Origin of the sequence: Vibrio qingdaonensis (assembly GCF_026191675.1) — a bacterium.
GTDB lineage: Bacteria > Pseudomonadota > Gammaproteobacteria > Enterobacterales > Vibrionaceae > Vibrio > Vibrio qingdaonensis.
Map to the genome: position 1 here is coordinate 72,590 of NZ_JAKRRY010000021.1, position 26,686 is coordinate 99,275.

Sequence of the window (26,686 nt, forward strand, 5' to 3'; positions counted from 1 at the left end):
AAGTGATACTTAACAAGCCATGTAAAAACTGATAGCACAAAAAGTATTCAACTTTATGAAGAGCAACTGATCTCCATTTTTTTCCCCCAGCTTGGTGGGGGCGCAGCTAACGCTGCTGATTCAGGATGCTCATCGTAGGGCGTTGTTAATACCTTGAACAGTGTATTAACTAAGTGAAAGTTGCCCTGCTCCGCCTCTTCGATGGCTTGTTGAGCCAAATAATTACGCAGTATGTATTTGGGATTTACCGCGCGCATTCCATCACAACGTTCATCAACCGATAACGGCTCTAGCGTTGCCCGAGCCTGATAACGTTGCAACCATTTTTCAGCTTCTGCTTTATCACTGAACAAGTCCAGTACTGGTGTCTTTCCGCTGGTATCTAGGTTAGAAAGCGTTCTAAAAAACAGCGTAAAATCGACCTGATAACGCTCAATAAATTCAAATGCATCATTGAAGAACACACCGTCTTCGCTCTGTTTCGTCAATAAACCAAACTTGGCGCGCATCTTTTGGCTGTATTCGCTCTGTAAGGTAGCGGTGAACCCTTCAAGCGCGTTATCCAGCTCCGCTCGCTCGATAAATGGTGACAATGCATGTGCTAAAGCGGTTAAGTTCCACAACGCAATAGAAGGCTGATTGTCAAACGCATAGCGCCCCTGATAATCGGAGTGATTGCAAATATAGCCCGGCTCATAGTCATCGAGAAAAGCAAACGGTCCGTAGTCAAACGTTTGTCCTAGCACCGACATGTTATCGGTATTCATCACACCATGAGCAAAACCAACCGACTGCCACTGGGCGATCATCTGCGCAGTTTTTGTCACGACTTGATTGAAAAAATACGCATAAGGGTGAGCCTGATTCAGACTGTCTGGAAAATACCATTCAATCACCTTATCTAGCAGTAGTTTTAGTTCGCTATGTTGTCCGGTGTAAAAGAAATGTTCGAAATGACCGAAGCGAATATGCGTTTCCGCAACCCTCACTAGCATCGCTCCCTGCTCAACACGCTCTCGATAGACTGGAGTCTCGCTGACCATCATACCCAATGCTCGGGTTGTTGGGATACCTAGCCCATGCATGGCTTCACTGCATAAATACTCTCGAATCGTTGAACGAAGTACTGCCCGACCATCTCCCATCCGAGAATACGGTGTTTTCCCCGCCCCTTTAATATGAATGTCTTGATAAACACCATTTTTGTCTTCTATCTCACCAAGGAGTAATCCACGACCATCACCTAAATCGGGGTTATAGACCCCAAATTGATGTCCAGCGTATTTCATTGCTAGCGGCGATAGAGAATCAATGGACTCCGTTCCAGACAATACTGCTAATAGCTCTGGGTAATCATCAACGTGTCGCGGCAATCTTAACTGCGCGGCAAGATCACTATTCCAAGCCACCCATTGCGGCGCCAAAAGCGGCGTTGGATTCACGGCAGTATAAAAGCTCGCGGGAAATTCAGTAAAGCGCGTGGAGAGATGAATACTATCCCAAACCGACATAGGTAAACCCTTTTACAGCAAATATGGTGTAATTAGAGTATAGCGATAAGATTGTAATAAAAAAGCAACAAAAAGAAGGGTCTTTAGCCTAGAGGAGCACCCAGAAGCCAATGTTTAATTGGAATTTGAACTGTCCTCTAAGAAAGCAGGTAGGGTTAGATTAGCGCGAGAATGGCAACCACTGAACCGAGTGAAAATAAGCAAGTACGGCTAATAACGCCAAAATTTGAATGTTGGATCATTTCATGATGCATAGGCAATTTCTCCTTTTTATTACACTACAATTACAATTTAGTACGAAGTGGCCATTTTTTCAATATTATTGATGCAAATCTTTGAATTCGTACCAACAAAATAATACTAAACACGATCAGTACCCCGATAACCATACAGAAAAGCGAGAATTGGGTGTATTCCAATTCTCGCTTGAGCATTAAACAACCTCTATCTATTCAAAACCGATCATTAACCTTATTTCCGTGCCAACCACTCATTTTAGTGCGAAAACTCGGGCTGTTTTTCTAAACGCACCGCTGATACCTTAAATTCCGGGATTTTGGCATAAGGATCCGTTGCAGTATTGGTGAGTTTATTGGCCGCCGATTCTGCAAAATGAAACGGCACAAATACGACACCAGCTTGCATCCGCTTGGTGACAAATGCAGGCGCCGATATTTCCCCACGGCGAGATATCAACACGACAGGTTCACCATTAGCGATATCAAGACGCTCTGCATCTTCAACACTGATCATCACCCGTGGGCCCGCTAGATTATCTAACCCTTTCGTTTTTCTCGTCATGGTTCCGGTATGGAATTGCTCGAGCAGTCGCCCCGTTGTTAATGTCAGCGGAAACTCTTCGTCCGGCAGCTCTGCCGCATACTCAAACGCTATCGCCGCCATGGCGCCTTTACCACGAATAAATTGGTCTTTATGCATGATACGCGTACCAAATGGCTTCACATCATTACACGGCCATTGCAGACCATTCCCCCCTATCGACTCCCAACGAATCCCTTTGTATTGAGGCGTGACCTGCGAAATTTCTTCGGTAATATCTTGCACCGTTTGATAATTCCATTCACCACCCATCGCGTTAGCAATATTTTGGATAATTCGCCAATCTTCCATAGCATCACCCGGCGCTTTAACTGCCGGTACTAAACGCTGTACCCGTCTTTCGGTATTAGTAAAGTGCCCGGCTTTTTCTGCAAACGAGTATGATGGCAAGACGACATCCGCTAACGCCGCAGTTTCTGTTAAGAAAATGTCTTGAACCACTAGGAAATCTAAGGCTTTTAACCCCTTAAGTACATGAGCTTGATCAGGGTCGCTCAGCACAGGGTTTTCCCCCATAACGTACAAGGCTTTTATGTCACCGTCACAAGCGGCATCAATAATTTCCGTTAACGTCAAGCCTCGCTCGGTAGGCAATGTGTCGCTTTGCCACGCCTGAGCAAACTTTTCTTGAACATCAGGATGTGTCACCTTTTGATAGCCAGGATAATCTGTCGGCAATGCGCCCATATCACACGAGCCCTGCACATTAGATTGGCCACGAAGTGGATTAATACCGCCCCCTTCTACGCCAACATTTCCACATAACATTTGTAAGTTGGCGATCGAGCGAACGTTGTCGTGCCCTGTTGTATGCTGAGTGATGCCCATTGAATAGAATACTGAGCTCACGCTTGCGGTACCGATTATCTTGGCCATTTTTTCAATGTCTGCTTTTGGTACGCCAGTAATCAGCTCTGCATTGCTTGAAGAATAGGTTGGCTTACTGACCTCCGCGAGTAGCGCCTCATATCCTTCCGTTCGTTCGGCAATATACGCCTCGTCTTGCCAACCATTAAGTACGATTTGATGCATGATGGCATTGAGTAACATTACATCGGTACCCGGACGATGGCGCAGGTAAAGCTTCGCATGATCAGCCATATCAATACGTTTTGGATCCGCAACAACTAGCGTCGCGCCATTCGCGACCGCTTGTTTGATGTGGGACCCAATAATTGGGTGTGCCGCACTGGTATCTGAGCCAATAATAAAGATCACATCCGAGTGTTTGATGCTCGGAATATCATTGGTCATTGCCCCGCTACCAAACGCCGCCTCCAGCCCTGTCACGGTGGAAGAGTGACAAAGTCGCGCACAGTGGTCGATATTGTTGGTGCCAAACTCACGGCGTAGCAGCTTTTGAAAGGCATAGTTATCTTCATTCGTTGTTTTTGCCGATGAGAATCCGGCAAGGCTATCACTACCATGCATTGCTTTAATTTTGGCAAACTTACTGGCAACGTAATCAATGGTCTCCGGCCAAGATGCAGGCTGAAGCTGACCTGACTTACGGATCAGCGGCGTGGTTAATCGCTCATCGCTGCCAATGAAATCAAAGCCAAACCGCCCTTTTACGCACAACATGCCTTGGTTGACTGGCGAGGTTTTATCCCCTTTCACATAACGAATGGTATTACTTGCGGCATCCACATACAGCTCGACTCGGCAGCCAACGCCGCAATAAGTACAAATGGTTTTGACTGGCGTTAGCATCTCTATTCGGCTATGGGATTTATCACGCTTATCCACCAGCGCTCCAGTAGGACAAACTTGAACACAAGCGCCACATTGCACACAATTACTGTCACCCATTGACGCATTCTCAGGAAAACGTGGCCGATGTGACGACTCTGAGAAATTTAAAATACCGTGTACTGATTCCGTTTGGCAAGCATGTACACAAGAGCCGCAGCTGATACAACGGTTGGCATCAAATACAATGAATTCACTCGATTTGTCTACCGGAAACATCTTGCGTTCGTTGATATCAATCTCACGATAATCAACCTGATATTCTGTGGCGTAATCCCGAAGGTCGCACTGGGTATTAGCTTGGCAACCACACTCTAGACATCGCGCTGCTTCAGAAATGGCGCGTTCCGCGTCTATATCTAACTCCACTTCTTGATAGGTGGTTTGGCACGCTTCAACATCCAGCTGCTCGGCTTGCGCTCTCGGTCTCGCGTGCTCTTTCAAGTACTCAGTTTGTCGCACTAAGCTGATTCTTTCTGCTTTGTGGCTATTAAATGGCGTTTGCGTTGGCTTAAAGTGCCCTTGCAAAATAAACCGCTCAATCGCGTCGGCGGCTTTCTTACCATCAGCAATGGCTTCAATTGCCGTCGCAGGACCTCGCCTAAAATCACCAATACTATAGATATTGTAACCGTGATGCATAGAATCCGAATCTGAGGCTGCCGTCCCCCAATCGGTCAGTGGCAAAGCATATTTTCCTGTCTTTAAAAAATCAGTCTCAGGCTTTTGTGACAGAGCAGATATGACCGTATCGAAGGGCTCTACTATTGTTTTACCTGTGGATACTGGACGTCGGCGCCCTGAACTATCAGGCTCACCTAGCTCCATAATTTCTAGCTCAATATGGCTAACTCGCCCTTGAAAGTCCGCACTATTTTCTACTGGGTTGGTCAAAAATCGAAACTTAACCCCTTCCAATTCTGCCGCTTCAATTTCATGTAATTCTGCCGGCATTTCATTGCGAGTTCGTCGATAAATAATCGTCGTCTCCGCGCCCTCACGGATTGCGGTTCTCGCACAATCTATCGCCGTATTACCACCGCCAATAACGGCGACTTTATTACCAACCTTAAAGGCTTGATTCGTCATTATGTCTTTAAGAAAATCCACACCAAGTATGCAGCCTGACAAGTCCGAGCCGGGATAAGGCATGTTGACCGCCTTAGTTGCGCCAACAGCAAGGCAAACCGCTTCGTAATTTTCGGTTAACTCATCCAGCGTCATGTCACTGCCCAACTTCGTGTTGGTGTGGAGACGCATTCCTCCACGACACATAACTTCAATTTCTTTATCTAAAATATGTTTCGGTAATCGATATTCTGGGATGCCATAACGTAGCCAACCACCCGCCTCTGGCATCGACTCAAAGACATCAACCGCAAAGCCCTGATAACTCAGGTAGTAACCACACGCCAAACCACCCGGTCCCGCACCAACGATCGCCACTCGATGGCCGTTATACGGCAATTTTTCCGGTTCGAACTGTTCGCTAAGAGACAGGTCAATATCAGCCGCATGGCGCTTTAACTGTCGAATCGCCACAGGCTCGTCAACTAAACTTCGACGACACTCGTGCTCACAAAACGCCGGGCACACTCGGCCTATTGAAATAGGCATCGGTAGCGTGTCTTTTATCACTTCCACCGCTTTAATGTGATCATCTTGCGCAATATGATGAAGGTAGGTTTGGATATCAACATGCGCAGGGCACGCCACCTTACAAGGTGCCTCACAATCGGCATTATGATCGGCAAAGATACGATTAAGCGCTTGGCGACGAAGGGGATTAATTTGAGCGGATTGTGTAACAACGGTCATGCCATCTTCTATGTCCGTTTCGCAAGCTTTGACGATACCTTGCCCGACGATTTCAACCACACACAAATCGCACGACTGTTTATCGTTATGCTGACTAATAGAACAAAGGGATGGGACATCAACGTGAATATCTTTAGCGATATCTAAAATGCTTTTACGCTCACGCAGTAGGTACGGTTGACCATTGATTGTTACATTCATATAGAACTATCTCTTTTAAATCACTGAAACGCGTCCACTGAGGTCATGCATTCTGGCAAAACGGTGACTTTGCCAGGCTATTCAGTAACCACACTGGATTGATAATCGCGAGACAATTAATCATACCAGTGCATACAAGTCCACACTATGGGTAAGGACTTAAGAATTAAACGCATGACGAACCATCAGTAAGGCTCTGATTAATAAGCTTGTTGCACAGTGGTCGAACTAGTTTAAAAAAGAATTCTTGGCGCTCTCTGGGGGTCTCTCATTGAGAGAGATTTATAAATAGGAGCATACTCACTAAAGTATAACCCTACATTTAAAAAGGATAAATGATACGACCCTAAAAACGAGATCTTACGTGGCGCATAATGGTAAATACCCACTCTTTATCATTGCTATTCTCCTCCTCGTCAACAAAACAACTAAAAACATCACGAGGAATAAAATGAAAATGTTCAAAGAAATCGCATTAAGCACCGTTATCACGACCATCGTTATGCTGAGTCTAAACGCTTCTTGGGATTGGGTTTTCATTGCAAGTTTAGAGGTTGCTGTACTCGCATCTATCATTTTAGCTAGCATGCTAAAAGGCGCGATATCATTTGAAAAAGTGATGGCGTCTTACTTCTTAACCCATAAAACGCTCCCTAAACTAAAACGCGGCATTTCTTCTTACGTAATCCTTGTCGGCTCTAAGTTTGTCGCTATGGGTATCATTGCTAGCGTTTTCGGCCAGCACGTCGCCTTTACCGGCGCATTTGGTGGCGTTGTCGCTTTCTTTGCTATTATTTTTGCCGTGCTTGGTATCGAGTCATTACTTGCCCGCTTTCATTCACAAGCAAGCACGTAAGGGGGATGTCCCCCTGCAAATAATAACGGTTTGCACACAATCAAAATGTAAGTGATTTCTATCAATTACATATCTGTACATCGCAACTCGAAACACACGCACTTACGCAACCTTTCCTTAACCACTTACATTAGCATTGCTGCGACTATTATAACGAAGGAACAGTTATGAACCGCATCACGCTACTCGCAACTTGTATCGCTGGAGTCATTTCCCCAGCGTTACTCGTTGCCGCCCCAGTGGCACCAACACGATCTATAGATCTCAATACCATTAATCATGAGCATATATTAAACGCACTCAATGGCACGACAATACTTGCCGCAAGTGAAGAAGCAGACGCAGAGCAAGCACTGCATCACCATTTGAACCATCACCAACACCTTAATGATACCGGTGCTCTCGATGACTATGAACAGAGAAGAAATCAGCGTTTACGCCAAATGATGACTCGCTCACCACTCACAGTGACTGAAAGTACAGCGACAAATAATGAAACCGGCGTACACACCGTTCTCAAAGCAGGCGCATGGAACGGGCCCATAACAAAAGACAAAGTTCTCGCTCTACTGATAGAGTTCCCCGATTACCCCGTCAATACCGTCACCGCCGATGAAACATCCAACTACTACGATGATTACCCCGCGACGCACTACGCTGACATGTTATTTGGGCGGCAGGGGTACGTAGGCAGTAACGGAGAAACACTCCTATCAATGGTGCAATTTTATGAAGCTCAAAGTGGCGGCTCATATAGCCAATATGGCGAAGTGTCTGGTTGGTATACTGCACAATTCCCCGCCGCCTATTACGGGGCGCAAAACGGCTCAATTAATGATATTAATGCACGAGCACTCGTTAGAGAGGCATTGCTCGCTGCCGACAAAGACCCCAATATCAATTTAAGTGATTTTGATCTCGAAGATCGATACGACATCGATGGCGATGGAAACTTACGAGAACCAGACGGTCTCGTTGACCATGTGATGATTTTTCACTCTGCAGTTGGACAAGAGGCAGGAGGCGGCGCCCTCGGTTCAGATGCCATCTGGTCCCATAGATGGAACCTTGGAAGCTTACAACTTCTTCCGAACTCTCCCGCGACCGTACCAAACTGGAACGGGCTAATGGCGGCGTACGACTATACCATTCAACCGATTGACGCTGCTGCCGGCGTGGCTGCACATGAATATGGCCATGATCTCGGCTTGCCTGACGAATATGACACTGTGTATGGGCAAGACGAATATGGCACAACCCCGGGAGAGCCCGTTTCTTACTGGTCTATCATGTCATCGGGTTCATGGGCGGGTCTCATTCCAGGTAGTGAACCGACGGCGTTTAGTCCATGGGCTCGGGAGTTTCTTCAGCGTTCTCTAGGCGGAAATTGGTTCAACGTCAAAACGGTGTCCTCTGAGGCGCTTACCACACAACCTCAACGCTTTGAGCTTACTCACGCAGCAAACCGAAATGAAAAGCTCGATGCAATTAAAGTCGAGCTCCCTAATAAATCAGTAAAAGAAATTGATCCTATTGGTTCTCATGCTTATTTCTCAGGACGAGGAAATAACCTTAATACGCTAGCATCCTTTGAGGTTGATTTAACTCAAGCCAGCACGGCGACGCTCTCTTTCATGGTGCATTACAGCATCGAACAAGATTACGATTTTGGACGAGTTCTCGTCAATGGCGCACCGATTGCTGGAAGTATCACCACCGATAGTGATCCATTTCAAACCGGGCATGGCATTGGGTTTACCGGGCAATCTGATGGCTGGCAACCAGCAACGTTCGACTTGTCTGCGTACGCAGGCCAATCCGTTACCATTAGCTTTAACTACTTTACCGATCTGGGGTATATCGATGATGGATTCTGGTTTGATGATGTCAGCGTCACTAGTGAAAATGGCATCATTAAACAGTTTTCAGCAGAAAATGAAGAACCTGGCCTCACCTTGCTAGGTATGACACGAAACTCTGGTTCATTTGAGTATGAGCATTATTATTTAGTGGAATGGCGTCAACACCAAGGTGTGGATAAAGGCCTAGCGCATATCAACCGTAGTGGTAGTTTAATGAGCTTTGATCCCGGCATGGTCGTTTGGTATGTCGATACTTCCTTTACCGACAATGGTGTCACGAAACACCCAGGAGAAGGGTGGCTTGGTGTGGTAGACGCAGACCGAAATCCGCAAATTTGGAGTAATGGCACTCCTGCAACAACGCGATATCAAGTTCGAGATGCCGCCTTTAACATCCAAGCGGGTTCCATTATGAATTTACTCGATCGCATCGGCAATCAACTCCATGACCCGTACATCGTAGCAAACCCGATGTTTATTGATTGGGAGGATTATTCCAACCCAATTCGACCAGCCACAGGGAAACAATTGCCGCAATACGGCTTAATTTTTAATGTTGTTGCCCAGCACTCCAACGGTCGTGACGCCACACTGGAACTATCTAAAGTTTGGTAATACAAAACTAATCACAAACTTCAGACGTAAAAAAGCCTCGTCATAAATGACGAGGCTTTAGAATGAGGTCAATAAAGAAAGCTTCCTCACGACTGGGCTTCCATTCGACTGGGCTCTGACCACCAGATCACATGTGCACTTCTTTGACTCAAAGTTTTTGATATGTCAGAAAGCAAAAAACCTCGCTAAAAAGCGAGGTTTTTTTAAATATGGTCGGTGAAGAGGGATTCGAACCCCCGACCCTCTGGTCCCAAACCAGATGCGCTACCAAGCTGCGCTATTCACCGAGATGTTGCGTTAAGTCTTCCTAAGCAACGGATGGGTATATTACTGATTATTTTTTTTGACGCAAGTCATTTAGCACATCTTTTTTGTGCCAAGCGTTTGTTTGCTTAACTAACAACCAAAAATCGTAAAACTGTGACTAAGCACACACAGTTGGCTACAAATATTTAACGAGTTATTCCCATTTGATCCAGATCAGTGTCGTTATTTTAGCCAACCAGTAGCATCAAATTTGTCACGCAACTTTGGAGGAAACATGGAATTTTGGCTTGAACTCCTATTTGGTAATGCTGTAGGTCTATCATCAATGATTGTTATCTTTGGTGCTTTAGGGCTTATGTTGTTTTACGGTGGTTTCTTCATCTATAAAGTAATGCATGACGAATCTCCTCACTAGAATCGCTTAGCTCCTACTCTAAGAACAGAAACATCTAAGAATAGAAACCGCTATGCACCGGAGTGAATCGCTTGTTCACTCCGGACTTTTATTCACTGCACGTTATTCCATCACGAAGTACTTTTTCCCCACCTCTCGCTTGGTATATACTCTCTTTATCCTTTTTCCTCACGCGTCGTGACCTATCCGAGATACTGCTATGTCTCAAGATAATGACCTAGATCTATTCCAACAAATGATGGGTGATGTTAAGCCATTGCCAAACGATACTATCGAATTCAAGAAGCCTCCGCTGCAAGCCTCCGAAGCACAGTTAGCGAAACGAGAAGCTGCACTTTGGCTATCAGAGCAATGTCCAGATTACTTGTCCCTTGATTTTGCCCCGCCACTCAAGCCAGAAGATATTATCGAATTCAAACGCAATGGCGTACAAGAAGGTGTTTACCGTAAACTTCGTCTAGGCAAGTATCCATTACAAGCTAAACTCGATTTACATAGACGAACTCTGAGCCAAGCCAGAGATGAAGTCATTGGGTTTTTACAACAATGTATGCGTTTAGATATTCGTACCCTTCTTATCGTACATGGCAAGGGAGAGCGCTCTAATCCGCCAGCGTTGATAAAGAGCTACCTAGCCCATTGGCTTACTCAAATTAGAGATGTTCAGTGTGTGCATAGTGCTCAACAATTTCATGGTGGCAGTGGTGCGGTGTACGTTTTATTGCGAAAAAGCCAAGAAAAGAAGCTAGATAACCGAGAACGTCATCAAAAACGGACGAGTTAAGTGACTTGTCACTCACTTGAGTATAAAATACGCGACCTTATTTGTGTCTGACCAACCAAGAGTAATATAAACTCATGCCTAACTCTGCTGACGGTAAACGTCTTAATAAATACATCAGTGAAACTGGTTTTTGTTCTCGTCGTGAAGCCGACCGCCTGATTGAACAAAAACGCGTTACCATCAATGGCATCATTCCTGAAATGGGAACGAAAGTACTTGCTGGTGACAATGTCGAAATCGATGGTAAGCCAGTTAAAAGCAAAGAAAAGCCTGTTTATATTGCCCTTAATAAACCAACGGGTATCACTTGTACGACCGAACGTGATGTGCCGGGAAACATTGTTGATTTCATCGGACACAGCAAACGCATTTTCCCAATAGGTCGATTAGACAAACCATCGGATGGGCTGATTTTCTTGACGAACGATGGCGACATCGTCAACAAGATTTTGCGGGCTGGAAATAACCACGAAAAAGAGTACGTGGTACGTGTCGACAAACCCATTTCTAAAGAGTTTCTCAAAAACATGAGCTCTGGTGTCGCCATTCTAGATACCGTTACCCTACCTTGTAAGGTTGAGCAAGAAACGAAATTCTCATTTCGTATTACTCTAACTCAAGGTCTCAATCGCCAGATTCGTAGAATGTGTGAAGCATTAGGCTATGAAGTTCTAAAACTACGTCGTGTACGTATCATGAACATTAGCATCGATGGTATCCCTAATGGCAAATGGCGCTACCTAAGTGAAGCCGAAGTTCAGGAAATTCATGCTTTGTGTGAAGACTCTTCAAGCACAGAAGAAGCCTCTAGAAAAGATGGTTCAGGCCGCCGCATCAATAAAGCGACCGATGCTAAGCTTCACGATGCTCGTCTCGAAGCAAAACGCGAGAAGATGAAAACCTTTTCAGGTCATGGTGCTGATGAATTCAGACGTGGACCGAAGCATAGTGACCGAAATAACCAAGATGCTCGTGGTCACCAAAGTGGTCGCGGTAAGCAAGGCGAACATAATAAACAAGGTGATCGTAACAAATCGAACCACCGCAATAACTCGAATGTCACTCGTACACATACTGACAGCAAGCCACGCTCAAACGATACCTCTAGTAAGCCTAGAGCGCGAGTCAGCGGTACGCTATCCCTTAAGAAGTAGTCACTTAAGAAGTAGCCAATTTAACAGCCACTACTTGAGAAATAGGCCACTGGCAGAAATAGCCACTGGCGGCTTTAATGACTAGGCTTCACACAAATTAGCAAATTGACCACGAGTTAGTGCGGCCAAATCATGCGGCGCTAACTCAATTTCTAGCCCTCTTTTCCCCGCACTCACGCACATGGTTTCTCTTGCTTCGGCACTCACATGAATAAACGTCGGCAACGCTTTCTTTTGACCAAGTGGGCTAATTCCACCTAACACATACCCTGTCGTTTTCTGAGCGATCTCCTTGTCCGCCATTTCTGCTTTTTTACCGCCCGCCGCTTTAGCTGCTAACTTCAAATTCAATTTTTCTTCAACAGGAATAATTGCAACGGCAAGGTTTTTCGGTTCACCATTTAATGAAAAAAGCAGGGTTTTAAATACCGACTCAGGATCTTGCCCAAGCGCTTCAACCGCTTCTAATCCATAGCTTTCATGCCTTGGATCATGATGATATTGGTGCACGACATGGGTGATTTTTTTCTTTTTGGCAAGGTTAATAGCAGGTGTCATAACAGTATTCCCAGACATTAAAAAAGCGGTACCGACAGTACCGCTTATTTATAACTGACTCATTCAAAAAGAGTCAATGCGTGATTATTTAATTTTGTAAACAATCTCGCCATTTGGCTGATACTTATTGACGTCAATTGGACTGTTCGCCTCTAAGTAGTCTTTTAGCACTTCTGCATCAACAAAACCGGTGTCAACATAACCAGGGTGGTTGTTGAGTTTTGGATAACCGTCACCACCAGCCGCATTGAAGCTAGGTACGGTAAACCGATACGTCGCTTTTGGGTCTAACGCTTTACCGTTAATCACCACGTCCGATACCGACTCTTTGCCCACCGTCATTGAAATACCAGCAAACTGCGCATACGCACCAGAATCAACCGGTTTCAATGCGACTACATTTAAGTAATCTAACACTTCTGCACCTGACATATCGGTGTAAGTCACGATGTTACCAAATGGCTGAACCGTCAATACATCTTTATAAGTGACAGCACCTTCAGCAATAGAATCACGAACGCCGCCAGAGTTCATAACCGCAAAATCTGCTTTCGCACGTTCTTTATGAGCGGTACCGATTAAGCGACCAAGGTTTGTTTGACTGAAACGCACAACGTTACGGTCACCCTCTAACTTGCCGTTAGTCTCAGCGATTTCTGCGCTCAGTTGGCCTTGACCTTTTTCTTGGTAAGGCGTCAAAAATGCCAGTAGTTCTGCATCAGGCTGAATCTCTTCTTCGATCAATACACGCTGCTTCTTACCGTCAACTTTAATTTTTTTCTTCAAGTTCACAGGAATTAAATCATAGCTCACCATCTCTAGTTCACCATTCTTGAATTCATAGTCTGCACGACCCACGTACTTGCCCCACTCGTGTGCTTGAACAATCCACGTGCCATTTTGTGTATCGGGTTTACACTCGTCGGCAGGCTTAAAGTTTTTCTTCACCACATTTGGGCCTTCCATACAAACAGGCTCTTGTGAGTGACCACCGACAATCATATCCAAATCACCTGGCTCAAGGTAACGCGCCAGTGCCACATCACCCGGTGCATTCACACCGCGCTGACCATTTTCATAGTGACCCATGTGCGTCACAGCAAAGATAAGATCAGGTTTTTCTGTTTCTTTTAGCTCAGCAATGAGCTTTTTCGCTTCCACTTTAGGGTCACGGAACTCAATGCCACCGATATATTCAGGGTTACCAATTTTCGCGGTATCTTCTGTTGTTAAACCAATAACCGCGATTTTTATACCCTGCTTATCAAACATGTGGTAAGCGTCGAACATACGCTCACCGGTTTTTTTGTCATAAATATTGGCAGATAGCATTGGGAAGTTTGCCCACTCTTTCTGCTTAAAAAGCACTTCAAGTGGATTGTCAAATTCATGGTTACCGAGTGCCATCGCATCGTAACCAATTTTGCTCATGCCTTTAAAGTCAGGCTCAGCATCCTGCAAATCGGACTCTGGTACGCCGGTATTAATGTCGCCGCCAGAGAGTAGCAATAAGCTTCCCCCTTCTGCTTCTACCTGTGAACGAATATCATCGATCAACGTTTTACGCGCCGCCATGCCATATTCGCCATATTTGTTTTGCCAGAAACGACCGTGATGGTCATTGGTATGAAGTACAGTTAGCTTATACGTTTCATCTGCATTCCATTCGTGCTCTGGTTGAGTTGCGCATCCTGCAAGTGACGCGATGATTGCCGCACTAAGTACGGACTTAAACATAAGGCTCTTTTTCATTGTCATACCTTTGAACTTTGGAGAATTCCACTGCTTTAATTATTTTTGAGTGAGTCACTATCATTATTTGAGAGAGACTCACTATCTATGCTGAACAGTCAGTTTATGCTGAGAACGAATGAATAGACCGACCTTGAAACATCAGCAAAACTTGCGTTAGTTTAAATTAACCTATTAAACATAACATGTTGATTTCATTTTTATGATGCATAGGTCACAAGTTGCTGGGCAACTCTAGAAGTGGCTCGCATCATCACAATCAACATCGCTTATAACTTGGTTAATAACTAACGTTGATTGATTAAAAGATAAACCAACTCACCCCAAGAGTGTTAACCATTCCCAGCAAAGTTAAAGAGAACTAGCAGGAAACCGCTTTTACAACACAAAACGTGAACATTTATTACAAGGTGACCATTGTAGTTTTACCAAACGGTCTATAGCCTACTGGCTATACTCATTATAATAAGCGCCACCCTGAGGATATTTTTTGTTTTCTTTTTTGCACTTAACTAAAACACTTCCGTTTCAGGTGTTACGTTATCGCGTTTTTTTAGATACGCAAATCTACCAGCCCTACGCTCGATTTATGTATGGGGCCATTGCGACTTTTTTACTTTTTTCAATTTCTGACTTTCTGGTATTACAACAACATAGCCATATTATTGTCGCCGCTCGTTTCACACTGGCGATCATTGCTACCCTTTCCTTATATTTCGCATCCTTACATAGATGGCGAGGCTTGCCGCAACTGGAGGTCAGTTTATTCATCTGCGCCGGATTCATTGTCCATCACTCAGGAATCATTGCGTTAAGTATCGGTAACACTAACTACCAAAGTGGCGGCATTCTTTTAATGCTCTATATCGGCACGTTTTCTCGCCTCTCTTTTGGCTATTCGCTGATAGCAATCACTGGTATTTTGCTTCCCTACGTTTTGTATTTACACCCAGCGCTCGCGCTACTTAGTGAAGCACAAGAGTACAACCATTATATGATCGTCCTCAGTACGGCGATATTTTGTGTATTGGGTAGCTATCGTCGTGAGCTGGAAACCAAAACACGCTTCACTGAAAGCCAACAAATTCGCAGTCAGTCCATTCGTCTTTCAGCTTATTCGAAGCGTCTAAAAGATCTTAGCGAAACAGATGCCCTCACCCAAGTCCACAACCGACACTATTTAAACCTTTGGATCAGTCAAGAAGCTCAGTTACCGTCACCGTTCAATCTTGCGTTCGTGATGCTAGATATCGACCGCTTTAAGCAAATTAATGATAGCTACGGGCATGATGTGGGGGATTCAGTCATAAAACAGGTGGCATCAGTCCTGCTCGCGAATAAACCGCAAGAGAGCCAATTTATTCGTTATGGCGGTGAGGAATTTTTGCTCATTTTCCCAGCAACCGATGTCAACACACTGGCACATGACGTCGAGTCAATACGCAAGAAGTGTTCAACGGTAACGACCCTAGAAAGCGTTCATATCACTGTATCGGCAGGCGTTTATCTAGCAAACGGTCAAAACGATACTATTTTGGCGGCGATCAACTACGCCGATAAGGCGCTATACCAAGCGAAACAATCTGGAAGAAACAAAACTGTGATACCACAGTTACTAGATAAGCCTTTATGACCATCAGAATTGACAAGGAATGTCAGCATGACACGGAAGACCAAATACAAAAAAAGGGTAAGTCGCGACGCCACTTACCCTTGTCTCGTTAACTCTGAACGAGATTAACGAATATCAATATGTTCAAAGCCTTTAATGAGATCATCTAACGCTTTCATTTGAGCGAGGAATGGTTCTAGTTTATCCAGTGGTAATGCAGAAGGGCCATCACACTTTGCTGCATCCGGGTTTGGGTGCGCTTCAATAAATAGACCGGCAATTCCTGTCGCTAAACCGGCTTTCGCCAGTTCAACCGTTTGCTCACGACGACCACCAGAGGCAGCACCAGAAGGGTCTCTCATCTGTAGAGAATGCGTCACGTCAAAAATAATTGGGCTACCATTGGAGACTTTTTTCATCACGCCAAAGCCAAGCATATCAACCACAAGATTATCGTAACCATGGCATGCACCACGCTCACACAAGATGATTTTTTCATTGCCGCACTCAGCAAATTTATCCACGATGTTACCCACTTGACCAGGGCTCATAAATTGCGGCTTCTTCACGTTAATGACGGCATCGGTTTTCGCCATCGCTTCAACGAGATCGGTTTGACGAGCTAAAAAAGCAGGAAGCTGAATCACGTCAACCACATCCGCAACGGGCTGCGCTTGCGCTTCAGTATGAATATCGGTAATGATTTTTACGCCAAACGTGTCTTTCAGTTCTTGGAAGATTTTCAATCCTTCTTCCAAACCAGGGCCGCGATAAGAATGCACTGAACTGCGGTTTGCTTTATCAAATGACGCTTTAAACACGTATGGAATGCCTAACTTTTCAGTGACTTTTACATAGTGCTCGCAAATCTGCATAGCCATGTCACGAGATTCAAGCACATTCATGCCTGCAAACAATGTAAATGGCTTGTCATTCGCGACTGGAATATCGCCTACGTGAACGGTTTTAACTGTCATTGGATTATCTCTAATTTTAGTGAAGGATTACAGGTGAGCGACTGATCGCAGAGACCTGTGTTTTCAGTAATTCAATTGCAGGATCATCAGGGCATTGATCAATAAAAAATTGAAAATCACTCGCGGCGATTTGATGACAATCTAACTGCTGGTATATGTACCCTCTATCTCGGATTTCATAAGGGTCGTCAGGCACAAACGTAAGCGCCAAATCCGTGCAACGTAGCGCTAGCGTGTACTTTTCTTCGCGTAATAGGGCACTTTTGAGTAAAGCTAACCAACGACCAATCACCGTAGGGTTGTCAGAGCTCTCTAAATGCTTCGCTTCCAATTTCGCCAATGGCCCTTCGTTACCAATCAACCAAGCTCGTAGTGTCGACTTTGCCACATACTCACCATCATATGGGTTGATATAGCAAGGTGCTTCATTGGGCCATGTTACCTTTAATAAAAACTGAGTCGGAAATGTGACCGCCTCAACAGGGAAGCCTAGCTTGCTGGCGAGATAGATCAAGATCGCACCTAAACTTACCGGTACACCTTTTCGTCTTTCTAGCACTTTATCAATAAAAGCATTCTCAGAGGAAAAATAGGCGTCTTTGTCACCACTAAAATTCCACTCTCGATAGAACAATCTTAACAATGCATCAAAGCGCTGCTTTTCATCGGTTTCATGAACTAAGGTTTGCTCTGCTTCTTTTAGCAAGCGGGCTAGCTCTAGCTCAGCCCAATGATGCTGTGTTTCCGGGTCAACGGCTTTATTTAATATGAGTGCGCCTTCAACCAACGCGATCGCGTCAAAATCTTCATCAAACAGTTCGATCATCGTTTATCCCATCAAAAATGGCGTTTTGTGCATGGCGATTTTCGCAGCCATCATCAACCAACCTAACGCACCAAAAAAGGCACAAACTCTTAGTAAATTGTTCTTTGCAAGTTTTAGCGAGAAGAAAGCAAGCGCAAAGTATGCCAAGATACAAGTGACCTTCTCGGTCATCCACGGTGCTGCATCGGTAAATGGAATAAAGCCAGTTACCATAATTAAGCCGATACCAGATAACAACAGCAATGAGTCATTGATATGGGGAAAACGTTTTAGAAATGGATGATTTACCTTAGATGAGTTCATCATGATCAAACCAAATCGCACAGACAGTAGCGCCACACTCAGTGCAATTGTCATTAAGTGGAAATGTTTTAGTCCTTCATACATAGCAACTTTACTCTCTGTTTTATGGTTTTTATTGATTACTAGTTATTAACTACTGGTTATTAACGCTTGCTCGTCTGTTCGCGCTTACAACCACTGACCGAGCGTCACACGATCATTACCCGCATAGTCTTGCTCAGTCGTGACATTTGTAAATCCATTGCGTAGCAGTATGGTGCGAACCGCATCGCCTTGCTCAAAGCCGTGTTCAAACATCAACCAGCCATTGTTCATCAAATATTGAGGCGCATTTTCAGTTATGTACTCAATATCCGCGAGTCCATTATTCTCGGCGATTAAGGCCGTGGCAGGTTCAAACCTCACGTCACCTTCCGATAGATGAGGATCATTTTTATCGATATAAGGGGGGTTTGAAACGATCATAGCAAAGGTCTTATCCGTCGCAATAGGGGTAAACCAGCTGCCTTGATAAAATGACACATTGCTAAGGTTAAGTTTCATGGCATTGCCTGCTGCTAAATCAACCGCCTCTTGCTGATAATCAACCCCGACAAATTGGCGGCTCGGTAACTCAGACGCTAGGGCTAGAGCAATTGCGCCGGTACCGGTACCCAAATCCAGCACAGCCCCGTCTAGCAATTGTGCTTTATCTAGAGCCAACTCAACTAAGCGCTCGGTATCAGGGCGTGGAATTAAAGTACTAGAAGCCACGTTCAGTGGCAGTGACCAAAACTCGCGCTCACCAAGAATATAAGCCACTGGCTCACCTTGAATGCGACGTGCAAGTAGCGACTCAAACTGCGCAGATTCATCGTCGGTTAGCTGTTTTTCCGGCCACGTTAGCAAATAGCTTCTCGGCTTATCCAGCGCGTGACAAAGTAACACCGCCGCATCTAAAGAAGCGGATTCGCTACCCGACTCAGAAAGAACAAGCGATGCTCGTTTGAGCACCGCTTCGATAGAGTATTTCAAAGGCATAAATTAGTTATGCTCTGCTAGCGCCGCAAGTTGGTCTGCCTGGTGCTCGGTTAGCACTGGATCAACCAAAGACTGCAAGTCACCTTCCATAATTTCAGACAAGCGATAAAGCGTCAGCGTAATACGGTGATCCGACACTCGGCCTTGTGGGTAGTTGTAAGTACGAATACGGTCGCTACGATCACCTGAACCTAATAGGTTACGGCGAGTATCCGACACTTCGGCAGCACGCTTTGCTTCTTCAGCTTGCGTAATACGGGCTGCCAACACCGCCATCGCTTTGGCTTTGTTCTTATGTTGCGAACGCTCGTCCTGACATTCTACTACCGTACCCGTTGGCAAGTGAGTAATACGAATCGCAGAGTCGGTCGTGTTGACGTGCTGACCGCCCGCACCCGAAGCACGGAAAGTATCAATTTTCAAATCCGCCGCTTTAATCTCAGGGATTTCAGCTTCTGGCACTTCAGCCATGACCGCAACGGTACACGCAGAAGTGTGAACGCGACCTTGTGATTCTGTTGCCGGCACACGTTGAACACGGTGACCGCCCGATTCGAACTTAAGGACACCGTAAGCACCGTCGCCAGTCACTTTGGCAATCATTTCTTTAAAGCCACCTTGCTCAGAGATGTTTGAGCTCATGACTTCAATGCGCCACCCTTTCTTTTCAGCGTAACGGCTATACATACGGAATAAGTCACCGGCAAAGATACCCGCTTCATCACCACCGGCACCGGCACGAATTTCCAAGAAACAGTTACGATCATCGTTTGGATCTTTAGGAAGAAGCAATACTTGAAGCTCTTCGGTCAAACGTTCAATCGTTGCTTTAGACTCTGAGATTTCTTCTTGCGCCATTTCGCGCATCTCTTCATCGTCTTCTTTTGCCATCTCTTCCGCGGCAACAAGATCGTCTTGTGCTTGCTGGAAAGCTTGGAAACACTGGGTCACTTCTTCTAGCTGAGAATACTCTTTTGATAACGCTCGGAACTTATTCTGATCGCCAATCACGTCAGGGTCGCCAAGCAGGTGTTGAACTTCTTCGTAACGTTCAACCAGAGTTTCCAATTTCATTAGGATGGAGGCTTTCATAATTGCAGTCTTATCTCAGAATATGGCTTATTTAGTTTGGTCTAATCCCAAACTTTGTCTAATAACCGTCAGCTTAGCAGGATCACCCTGCTCTGCGGCATCTTGTAGCGCCTTAGTTGGCGCATGAATAAGCTTGTTGGTTAATTTATTACTGAGCTCTAGCAACACTTTCTCCGGATCGGTTCCTGTGGCTAGCGCTTGTAAACTTTTTGATAATAGATCTTGGCGAGTATCATTCGCTTGCTTGCGAAACTCTCGAATACTGTCAACCGCTTGCAAAGAACGCATCCAAGTCATAAACAAAGCACTTTCTTCGCTAACAATGGCTTCTGCTTGAATCGCCTCGACTTTACGCTGTTCTATATTACCGTCAACGATGGATTGTAAGTCATCAACGGTATAAAGGTAGGCATCATTAAGCTCACCCACTTGCGACTCTATGTCACGCGGAACGGCAATATCAATCAATAGCATTGGCTGGTAACGACGCTGCTTAATGGCGGTTTCTACCATCCCTTTACCGATAATGGGTAGAGGGCTCGCCGTCGAGCTAATCACGATGTCCGCTTTTGGTAGTACCTCTGGGATCTCATTAAGTGCGATGACTTGAGCACCAAACTGAGAAGCCAATACCTCGGCACGCTCCTTCGTCCGGTTTGCCACAATCATGTGCTGGCACCCGTGTCCCTGTAAATGCTTTGCCACAAGCTCAATGGTTTCACCCGCGCCGACTAACAGCACCACGGAGTCGGCAATTGTTTCAAATATTTGCCTTGCCAAAGTACAAGCAGCGTAAGCAACCGAGACAGCACTACTGCCTATTTCCGTTTCAGTACGAACGCGTTTTGCTACCGAGAACACTTTTTGAAACAGTCTCTCAACATTGCCATCAACCGCACTGTGTTTTCGAGCATCCGCATACGCTTGCTTCACTTGGCCAAGTATTTGCGGCTCACCTAAAACTAAAGAATCTAGCCCACACGAAACACGCATCAGGTGTCTAATGGCAGCTTGTTCTTCATGAACATAAAGCGAAGGTTTTAATTCTTCCGCCGCCACACCATGAAATTTAATCAGCCAATCAATGAGTTGCGTTTTGCCGAAACTGCCTGTATCGCAGTAAATTTCCGTACGATTACACGTAGATAAAATCACTGACCCATTAACCTTGGTATTTTCTTTTAGCTCTTTCAGCGCTCTATCGAGTTTTTCAGGTGGAAACGCCACCTTCTCTCTAAGATCTACTGACGCTGTATTATGGTTGATACCAATGGTAAGCAATGACATGTAACGCAAATTCTCTGATACGGATTTGACAAATAGGTGCGAATTTTACTTGATGGCAAGCGTTAATGAAAGGCTAACGCCAATTTGTTTTCCTGAGTTTGTGGGTTTGATGCTATAGTCTTTCAATATTGTATTGAATTTGCACAATAAACCATCAAGTTAAGACGTTTCCTATGCTCAAACTCTCTCGTCAGTTTTTTTATGCCTTTATTGCCCTTTATCTCATAGGGTGTAGTTCATTGCCGCCAGAACCCGAAAGTGTTGAATGGAAAGCGCATCAATCGCAGCTTGCCAACCTCACGCAGTATACCGCCATTGGTAAACTCGGCTATGTGTCTCCTGAGCAACGTCAAACACTCAACTTTCAGTGGACGCACTCACCTAACTTTACTCAAGTTAGGCTCACGACATTCTTAGGGCAAACCGTATTAAATTTGACCACTACGCCTAACGGCGCATTCATTGAAACGTATGATGGTCAGAAGCTAAGTGGTAAGGACGTCAACCAACTCATCTATCAACTTGTTGGTTTAGACATCCCCATTGAACAACTGCAAGATTGGCTCATTGGTCTGCCTTCCACAGCGGATAGCTACGAACTCAACCCATTCAACACCGTGGGGAGTTTGACTAAAAAGCTGCAAAACAAGCAATGGCGTTTAGATTATGAAGCCTATCAAAGCTATACGCTGTCGGACTCGACACAAACGCTTCCTATGCCAACTCGAATGCAACTTGAACAAGGCGATACCAAACTCAAACTTGTTGTTGCGAAATGGACCATCAAACAATGACCATGAACGCCCTACTTAATAATGCCGCCACCGTATGGCCAAGCCCTGCGAAACTGAACCTTTTTCTTTACATCACGGGTAGGCAAGCAAACGGATACCACGAACTGCAAACCCTATTCCAGTTCATCGACCTCTGTGATGAACTGGAAATCACCGTTAACGATTCTGGGCGCATAACGCTATTCCCCGATATTGAAGGGGTGAAAACGGAAGATAACCTCATATGGAAAGCCGCGAAATCTCTTCAAGATGTCACTCGTAGCCCATTAGGCGCGCATATTAAGATTAAGAAAATTTTACCTATGGGAGGCGGCATTGGCGGCGGCTCCTCAAATGCCGCAACAGCACTCGTCGCTCTCAATTTTTTATGGCAAACGCACTGCTCCATCGATGAGTTAGCACAATTAGGTCTAGCGTTAGGTGCCGATGTCCCCGTTTTTGTCCGCGGATTTTCCGCGTTTGCGGAAGGCGTTGGAGAAAAACTGTCGCCTGCTACCCCAAAAGAGCAGTGGTATTTAGTTGTTAAACCTGAAGTGAGTATCGCGACTGTCGATATTTTCACTCACCCCAAATTAACTCGAAACACGCCAAAACGAGACTTATCAACGCTTTTGGACTCGGTTTACGAAAACGATTGCGAAAAAATTGTGCGAATGCTGTACCCAGAGGTTGATAAGCAACTTTCTTGGCTGCTACAATACGCGCCGTCGAGATTGACGGGAACCGGATCATGCCTCTTTGCTGAATTTGACAGCGAAGAGAATGCAGAGAAAGTTTTTCACCACCTTCCTGACAATGTCTCCGCTTTTGTAGCGAAAGGGTGCAACCGCTCCCCTTTATTAGAGACCTTGGCTAAATACCAATTAGCCCAAACACAATCTGTTTAAACTGGACGCAACCCTGAGGTTTCCACCGTGCCTGATATGAAGCTATTTGCTGGTAACGCTACACCTGAACTAGCCCAACGTATTGCTGATCGTCTATACATCTCTCTTGGAGATGCTACTGTTGACCGTTTCTCTGACGGCGAAGTCGCTGTTCAAATCAATGAAAACGTTCGTGGTAGTGATGTATTCATCATTCAATCAACTTGTGCGCCAACTAACGACAACCTAATGGAGTTAGTGGTAATGATTGATGCAATGCGCCGCGCTTCAGCAGGCCGTATTACTGCTGTAATTCCTTACTTTGGTTACGCTCGTCAAGATCGTCGTGTACGCTCTGCTCGTGTGCCAATTACTGCAAAAGTTGTTGCTGATTTCCTTTCTAACGTCGGCGTTGACCGCGTTCTTACTATCGACCTACACGCAGAGCAAATTCAAGGCTTCTTCGATGTACCTGTAGATAACATCTTTGGTACACCAGTATTGCTTGAAGATATGGCGAACCGTGGTCTAGAAGATCCAGTGGTGGTTTCTCCTGATCTTGGCGGTGTTGTACGCGCTCGTGCTACAGCTAAAGCATTAGGTGACATCGACATTGCTATCGTAGACAAACGTCGTCCACGTGCGAACGTGTCGGAAGTCATGAACCTTATCGGTGATGTTGAAGGTCGTGACTGTGTTATCGTTGATGACATGATCGATACTGGTGGTACTTTATGTAAAGCCGCTGAAGCATTGAAAGAACGTGGTGCAAAACGCGTATTCGCTTACGCAACGCACGCCGTATTCTCTGGCAACGCAGCGAAAAACATTAAGAACTCAGTACTTGACCAAGTGATTGTCACGGACTCAATTACACTGACTAAAGAAATGGCGGCTACAGGCAAAGTTCACCAGTTGACATTGTCTTCAATGCTAGCTGAAGCAATTCGCCGTATTAGCAACGAAGAGTCTATCTCTGCGATGTTCAGCTCTAAGTAAGACCGTAACGTATTTTAAAAAACCACTTCCTAGGAAGTGGTTTTTTTGTATTCAAGTTTTGTGTCCCCCGTTAGTGTGCTATCATACCGCGCTTTTTGATATTCAAGAGAGATCGGTCCGTTGACTCAGCAGATAAAGTTACTTGTAGGCCTAGCCAACCCAGGTCCTGAATACGCGAGAACGCGTCACAATGCAGGAGCATGGGTGGTCGAAGAGCTTGCTCGTATCCATAACATCACATTAAAGAATGAACCAAAGTTCTTTGGCTTAACTGGCAGAATACAAGCTAACGGCAGTGATCTTAGGGTATTGGTTCCGACAACATTTATGAACTTATCAGGTAAAGCCATTGCGGCCTTAGCAAAGTTCTACCAAATTCAACCTGAAGAAATCATGGTCGCTCATGATGAGCTAGACTTACCTCCAGGTGTTGCCAAGTTCAAAAAGGGTGGTGGTCATGGCGGTCATAACGGCCTGAAAGACACCATTAGTAAATTGAGCAACAATAAAGATTTCTATCGTCTTAGGATTGGTATTGGCCATCCAGGACACAGAGACAAAGTCGCAGGCTATGTACTCGGTAAAGCGCCAGCAAAAGAGCAAGAATGCCTCGATGCGGTTGTCGACGAATCCGTACGCAGTCTCGATATCTTACTGAAAGATGGCCTGCCAAAAGCACAAAATCGCTTACACACGTTCAAAGCTGAATAAGGTTACAATCATGGGTTTTAAATGTGGCATCGTTGGATTGCCAAACGTTGGCAAATCAACTCTGTTCAACGCACTAACAAAAGCAGGAATTGAAGCAGCAAACTTCCCGTTCTGTACTATCGAACCAAATACTGGCATCGTTCCTGTTCCAGATTTGCGTCTAGACGCACTGGCTAAAATTGTTAATCCGCAAAAGATCTTGCCGACAACAATGGAATTCGTTGACATCGCTGGGCTTGTAGCTGGTGCTTCTAAAGGTGAAGGCCTAGGTAACAAATTCCTAGCTAACATCCGCGAAACTGACGCGATTGGTCACGTTGTTCGTTGTTTTGAAAACGACAACATTGTGCACGTTGCTGGCAAAGTATCGCCAATTGAAGATATTGAGGTGATCAACTTAGAATTGGCTCTTGCCGATTTAGACAGTTGTGAGCGTGCAATACAACGCAATGCTAAAAAAGCAAAAGGCGGCGATAAAGACGCTAAATTTGAAATCACAGTATTAGAAAAACTGCTACCTACTTTAACTGAAGGTGGCATGGCTCGTACGGTTGAATTAGCAAAAGAAGAACTCGCCGCGATTGGCTACTTGAACTTCCTTACGCTTAAACCAACGATGTACATCGCCAACGTTAACGAAGATGGTTTTGAAGATAATCCGTATCTTGATGCGGTTCGTGAATTCGCAGCCAATGAAAATAACGTTGTTGTTGCTGTTTGTGCCGCGATTGAATCGGAACTATCTGAACTTGATGACGAAGATCGTGAAGAGTTCCTAGCGGACATGGGAATCGAAGAGCCGGGCCTAAACCGCGTTATTCGTTCTGGTTATGATCTACTTGCTCTACAAACTTACTTCACCGCTGGTGTTAAAGAAGTACGAGCATGGACGATTCCAATTGGCGCGACGGCTCCACAGTCTGCGGGTAAAATCCACACCGACTTCGAGAAAGGCTTCATTCGAGCTGAAGTGGTTGGTTACAATGATTTTATCGAGTTTAGCGGTGAATCTGGTGCTAAAGACGCCGGTAAATGGCGTCTAGAAGGTAAAGATTACATCGTAAAAGATGGTGATGTGATTCACTTTAGATTCAACGTCTAACAAAGCAAGCTTTGTTTTGTATAAAAAGCCAGCACTCGCTGGCTTTTTTTGTTTTTACTCACACAAAGACACATTGTTTATTAGAGCGAAAGGCTAATGCTAGCATCGAATAGCTGGTATTTTATTATCAGTTTTTGATCACAAACAGCGCTATTTGTTTAAAAAAAACCCGAACGGCACTTTTTGGCTAATTTCTTCAAAAAAAAAGTTGACGCATTTGTCTCAACTACGCATAATGCGCCCCGTTCTCAGCGATAAGGCAACTTACCGGAGAGAGCGGCAATTTAGAAAAAAATGGCTACTTAGCTCAGTTGGTTAGAGCACATCACTCATAATGATGGGGTCGCAGGTTCAAATCCCGCAGTAGCCACCATTTCTAAATTCGCTTTTAAATAAGCACAAGATGCGGTCGTGGCGGAATTGGTAGACGCACCAGATTTAGGTTCTGGCGCCGAGAGGTGTGAGAGTTCAAGTCTCTCCGACCGCACCATTCTTTAGAAATAAAGAATCAAGTATGATGACTTTGAGTTTTAAGTACTCTAAACATCCTGTTGGGCTATCGCCAAGCGGTAAGGCACTGGCTTTTGATGCCAGCATTCCCTGGTTCGAATCCAGGTAGCCCAGCCAACATTTCGTTTTATTGGAAGACATTTTTGTCAAATTCAGTAGAACTAGAGATAAGTTTGTATTATATTGTCTCGCTCGCAAAACA

The 26,686-nt window shown here is 45.0% G+C and carries 21 protein-coding genes and 4 tRNA genes; 14 read left to right on the forward strand and 11 right to left on the reverse strand.

The features are described from left to right. Positions 1-53: 53 nt before the first annotated feature. Both MD535_RS15495 and fdhF read right to left on the reverse strand, forming a co-directional pair. Positions 54-1,511 (reverse strand): protein adenylyltransferase SelO, encoded by a 1,458-nt coding sequence (locus MD535_RS15495; protein ID WP_265675929.1) that lies wholly within the window; start codon positions 1,509-1,511, stop codon positions 54-56. 495 nt (positions 1,512-2,006) lie between these two features. Next, complete coding sequence (gene fdhF, locus MD535_RS15500) at positions 2,007-6,122, reverse strand: formate dehydrogenase subunit alpha (protein ID WP_265675930.1); 4,116 nt, start codon at positions 6,120-6,122, stop codon at positions 2,007-2,009. Between the two features lie 451 nt (positions 6,123-6,573). Between fdhF and MD535_RS15505 the strand changes: the two genes are divergently transcribed. Both MD535_RS15505 and MD535_RS15510 read left to right on the forward strand, forming a co-directional pair. Continuing rightward, entirely contained in the window at positions 6,574-6,978 is a 405-nt protein-coding gene (locus tag MD535_RS15505) for a hypothetical protein (RefSeq protein WP_265675931.1), read from the forward strand. A gap of 167 nt (positions 6,979-7,145) precedes the next feature. Continuing rightward, positions 7,146-9,455: an immune inhibitor A domain-containing protein gene (locus tag MD535_RS15510; RefSeq protein ID WP_265675932.1), complete on the forward strand. Its 2,310-nt coding sequence runs from the start codon at positions 7,146-7,148 to the stop codon at positions 9,453-9,455. A 210-nt stretch (positions 9,456-9,665) separates the two neighbouring features. Here the strand turns inward: MD535_RS15510 and MD535_RS15515 are convergent. Next, positions 9,666-9,742 (reverse strand) — tRNA-Pro (locus MD535_RS15515). A 254-nt stretch (positions 9,743-9,996) separates the two neighbouring features. Here MD535_RS15515 and MD535_RS15520 point away from each other — a divergent pair. The 3 genes from MD535_RS15520 (at position 9,997) to rluF (ending at position 12,075) form a co-directional block, all read left to right on the forward strand. After that, positions 9,997-10,137: a DUF3149 domain-containing protein gene (locus MD535_RS15520; RefSeq protein WP_265675933.1), complete on the forward strand. Its 141-nt coding sequence runs from the start codon at positions 9,997-9,999 to the stop codon at positions 10,135-10,137. A gap of 199 nt (positions 10,138-10,336) precedes the next feature. Continuing rightward, positions 10,337-10,921, forward strand: a complete 585-nt coding sequence (gene smrA / locus MD535_RS15525; RefSeq protein WP_265675934.1) for a DNA endonuclease SmrA — start codon at positions 10,337-10,339, stop codon at positions 10,919-10,921. A 74-nt stretch (positions 10,922-10,995) separates the two neighbouring features. Continuing rightward, the gene (gene rluF / locus MD535_RS15530) at positions 10,996-12,075 is read left to right on the forward strand and encodes a 23S rRNA pseudouridine(2604) synthase RluF (RefSeq protein WP_265675935.1); all 1,080 of its coding nucleotides are present in this window, start codon (positions 10,996-10,998) and stop codon (positions 12,073-12,075) included. Between the two features lie 81 nt (positions 12,076-12,156). Here the strand turns inward: rluF and ybaK are convergent, their stop codons facing one another. Both ybaK and ushA read right to left on the reverse strand, forming a co-directional pair. Next, positions 12,157-12,633, reverse strand: coding sequence for a Cys-tRNA(Pro) deacylase (gene ybaK / locus MD535_RS15535; protein WP_265675936.1), 477 nt, complete (start codon positions 12,631-12,633; stop codon positions 12,157-12,159). 84 nt (positions 12,634-12,717) lie between these two features. After that, positions 12,718-14,385 (reverse strand): bifunctional UDP-sugar hydrolase/5'-nucleotidase UshA, encoded by a 1,668-nt coding sequence (gene ushA / locus MD535_RS15540; RefSeq protein WP_265675937.1) that lies wholly within the window; start codon positions 14,383-14,385, stop codon positions 12,718-12,720. A gap of 490 nt (positions 14,386-14,875) precedes the next feature. Here ushA and MD535_RS15545 point away from each other — a divergent pair, with 490 nt between their 5' ends. Continuing rightward, on the forward strand, positions 14,876-16,018 hold the full coding sequence (locus tag MD535_RS15545; protein WP_265675938.1) for a GGDEF domain-containing protein: 1,143 nt from the start codon (positions 14,876-14,878) through the stop codon (positions 16,016-16,018). Between the two features lie 104 nt (positions 16,019-16,122). Here MD535_RS15545 and kdsA read toward each other — a convergent pair whose 3' ends face one another. From kdsA to hemA, 6 genes are all read right to left on the reverse strand, one after another. After that, positions 16,123-16,974, reverse strand: a complete 852-nt coding sequence (kdsA, locus tag MD535_RS15550; RefSeq protein ID WP_265675939.1) for a 3-deoxy-8-phosphooctulonate synthase — start codon at positions 16,972-16,974, stop codon at positions 16,123-16,125. Positions 16,975-16,990: 16 nt separating this feature from the next. Next, positions 16,991-17,800 carry a SirB1 family protein gene (locus MD535_RS15555; protein ID WP_265675941.1) on the reverse strand — a complete coding sequence of 270 codons (810 nt, stop codon included), beginning with the start codon at positions 17,798-17,800 and terminating at the stop codon, positions 16,991-16,993. A gap of 3 nt (positions 17,801-17,803) precedes the next feature. Beyond that, positions 17,804-18,187: a SirB2 family protein gene (locus MD535_RS15560; protein ID WP_265675942.1), complete on the reverse strand. Its 384-nt coding sequence runs from the start codon at positions 18,185-18,187 to the stop codon at positions 17,804-17,806. An 84-nt stretch (positions 18,188-18,271) separates the two neighbouring features. Then, positions 18,272-19,117 (reverse strand): peptide chain release factor N(5)-glutamine methyltransferase, encoded by an 846-nt coding sequence (gene prmC, locus MD535_RS15565; protein ID WP_265675950.1) that lies wholly within the window; start codon positions 19,115-19,117, stop codon positions 18,272-18,274. A gap of 9 nt (positions 19,118-19,126) precedes the next feature. Continuing rightward, positions 19,127-20,215: a peptide chain release factor 1 gene (prfA, locus tag MD535_RS15570; protein ID WP_265675943.1), complete on the reverse strand. Its 1,089-nt coding sequence runs from the start codon at positions 20,213-20,215 to the stop codon at positions 19,127-19,129. Positions 20,216-20,242: 27 nt separating this feature from the next. Continuing rightward, positions 20,243-21,502, reverse strand: coding sequence for a glutamyl-tRNA reductase (gene hemA, locus MD535_RS15575; protein WP_265675944.1), 1,260 nt, complete (start codon positions 21,500-21,502; stop codon positions 20,243-20,245). A gap of 173 nt (positions 21,503-21,675) precedes the next feature. On the opposite strand from hemA, the gene lolB reads away from it, so the two are divergent. From lolB to MD535_RS15615, 8 genes are all read left to right on the forward strand, one after another. Then, on the forward strand, positions 21,676-22,296 hold the full coding sequence (gene lolB, locus MD535_RS15580; RefSeq protein WP_265675945.1) for a lipoprotein insertase outer membrane protein LolB: 621 nt from the start codon (positions 21,676-21,678) through the stop codon (positions 22,294-22,296). 2 nt (positions 22,297-22,298) lie between these two features. Beyond that, positions 22,299-23,183 (forward strand): 4-(cytidine 5'-diphospho)-2-C-methyl-D-erythritol kinase, encoded by an 885-nt coding sequence (gene ispE, locus MD535_RS15585; protein WP_265675951.1) that lies wholly within the window; start codon positions 22,299-22,301, stop codon positions 23,181-23,183. Between the two features lie 27 nt (positions 23,184-23,210). Further along, positions 23,211-24,161: a ribose-phosphate pyrophosphokinase gene (locus MD535_RS15590; RefSeq protein ID WP_102470828.1), complete on the forward strand. Its 951-nt coding sequence runs from the start codon at positions 23,211-23,213 to the stop codon at positions 24,159-24,161. A gap of 120 nt (positions 24,162-24,281) precedes the next feature. Beyond that, on the forward strand, positions 24,282-24,872 hold the full coding sequence (gene pth / locus MD535_RS15595) for an aminoacyl-tRNA hydrolase (RefSeq protein ID WP_102470827.1): 591 nt from the start codon (positions 24,282-24,284) through the stop codon (positions 24,870-24,872). Positions 24,873-24,882: 10 nt separating this feature from the next. Beyond that, positions 24,883-25,974 carry a redox-regulated ATPase YchF gene (gene ychF / locus MD535_RS15600; RefSeq protein ID WP_265675946.1) on the forward strand — a complete coding sequence of 364 codons (1,092 nt, stop codon included), beginning with the start codon at positions 24,883-24,885 and terminating at the stop codon, positions 25,972-25,974. Positions 25,975-26,270: 296 nt separating this feature from the next. Continuing rightward, positions 26,271-26,347 (forward strand) — tRNA-Met (locus MD535_RS15605). Between the two features lie 32 nt (positions 26,348-26,379). After that, positions 26,380-26,464: transfer RNA gene (locus MD535_RS15610), tRNA-Leu, on the forward strand. 62 nt (positions 26,465-26,526) lie between these two features. Further along, positions 26,527-26,601: transfer RNA gene (locus MD535_RS15615), tRNA-Gln, on the forward strand. Positions 26,602-26,686 lie beyond the last annotated feature (85 nt).

Coding starts and splice junctions, on each gene's coding strand:
- ychF (WP_265675946.1), top strand. CDS start 24,883: ATGGGTTTTAAATGTGGCATCGTTGGATTGCCAAACGTTGGCAAATCA.
- kdsA (WP_265675939.1), bottom strand. CDS start 16,974: ATGACAGTTAAAACCGTTCACGTAGGCGATATTCCAGTCGCGAATGAC.
- smrA (WP_265675934.1), top strand. CDS start 10,337: ATGTCTCAAGATAATGACCTAGATCTATTCCAACAAATGATGGGTGAT.
- MD535_RS15505 (WP_265675931.1), top strand. CDS start 6,574: ATGAAAATGTTCAAAGAAATCGCATTAAGCACCGTTATCACGACCATC.
- ybaK (WP_265675936.1), bottom strand. CDS start 12,633: ATGACACCTGCTATTAACCTTGCCAAAAAGAAAAAAATCACCCATGTC.
- MD535_RS15555 (WP_265675941.1), bottom strand. CDS start 17,800: ATGATCGAACTGTTTGATGAAGATTTTGACGCGATCGCGTTGGTTGAA.
- MD535_RS15560 (WP_265675942.1), bottom strand. CDS start 18,187: ATGTATGAAGGACTAAAACATTTCCACTTAATGACAATTGCACTGAGT.
- hemA (WP_265675944.1), bottom strand. CDS start 21,502: ATGTCATTGCTTACCATTGGTATCAACCATAATACAGCGTCAGTAGAT.
- rluF (WP_265675935.1), top strand. CDS start 10,996: ATGCCTAACTCTGCTGACGGTAAACGTCTTAATAAATACATCAGTGAA.
- fdhF (WP_265675930.1), bottom strand. CDS start 6,122: ATGAATGTAACAATCAATGGTCAACCGTACCTACTGCGTGAGCGTAAA.
- MD535_RS15495 (WP_265675929.1), bottom strand. CDS start 1,511: ATGTCGGTTTGGGATAGTATTCATCTCTCCACGCGCTTTACTGAATTT.
- ushA (WP_265675937.1), bottom strand. CDS start 14,385: ATGAAAAAGAGCCTTATGTTTAAGTCCGTACTTAGTGCGGCAATCATC.
- prfA (WP_265675943.1), bottom strand. CDS start 20,215: ATGAAAGCCTCCATCCTAATGAAATTGGAAACTCTGGTTGAACGTTAC.
- lolB (WP_265675945.1), top strand. CDS start 21,676: ATGCTCAAACTCTCTCGTCAGTTTTTTTATGCCTTTATTGCCCTTTAT.
- ispE (WP_265675951.1), top strand. CDS start 22,299: ATGAACGCCCTACTTAATAATGCCGCCACCGTATGGCCAAGCCCTGCG.
- MD535_RS15510 (WP_265675932.1), top strand. CDS start 7,146: ATGAACCGCATCACGCTACTCGCAACTTGTATCGCTGGAGTCATTTCC.
- MD535_RS15520 (WP_265675933.1), top strand. CDS start 9,997: ATGGAATTTTGGCTTGAACTCCTATTTGGTAATGCTGTAGGTCTATCA.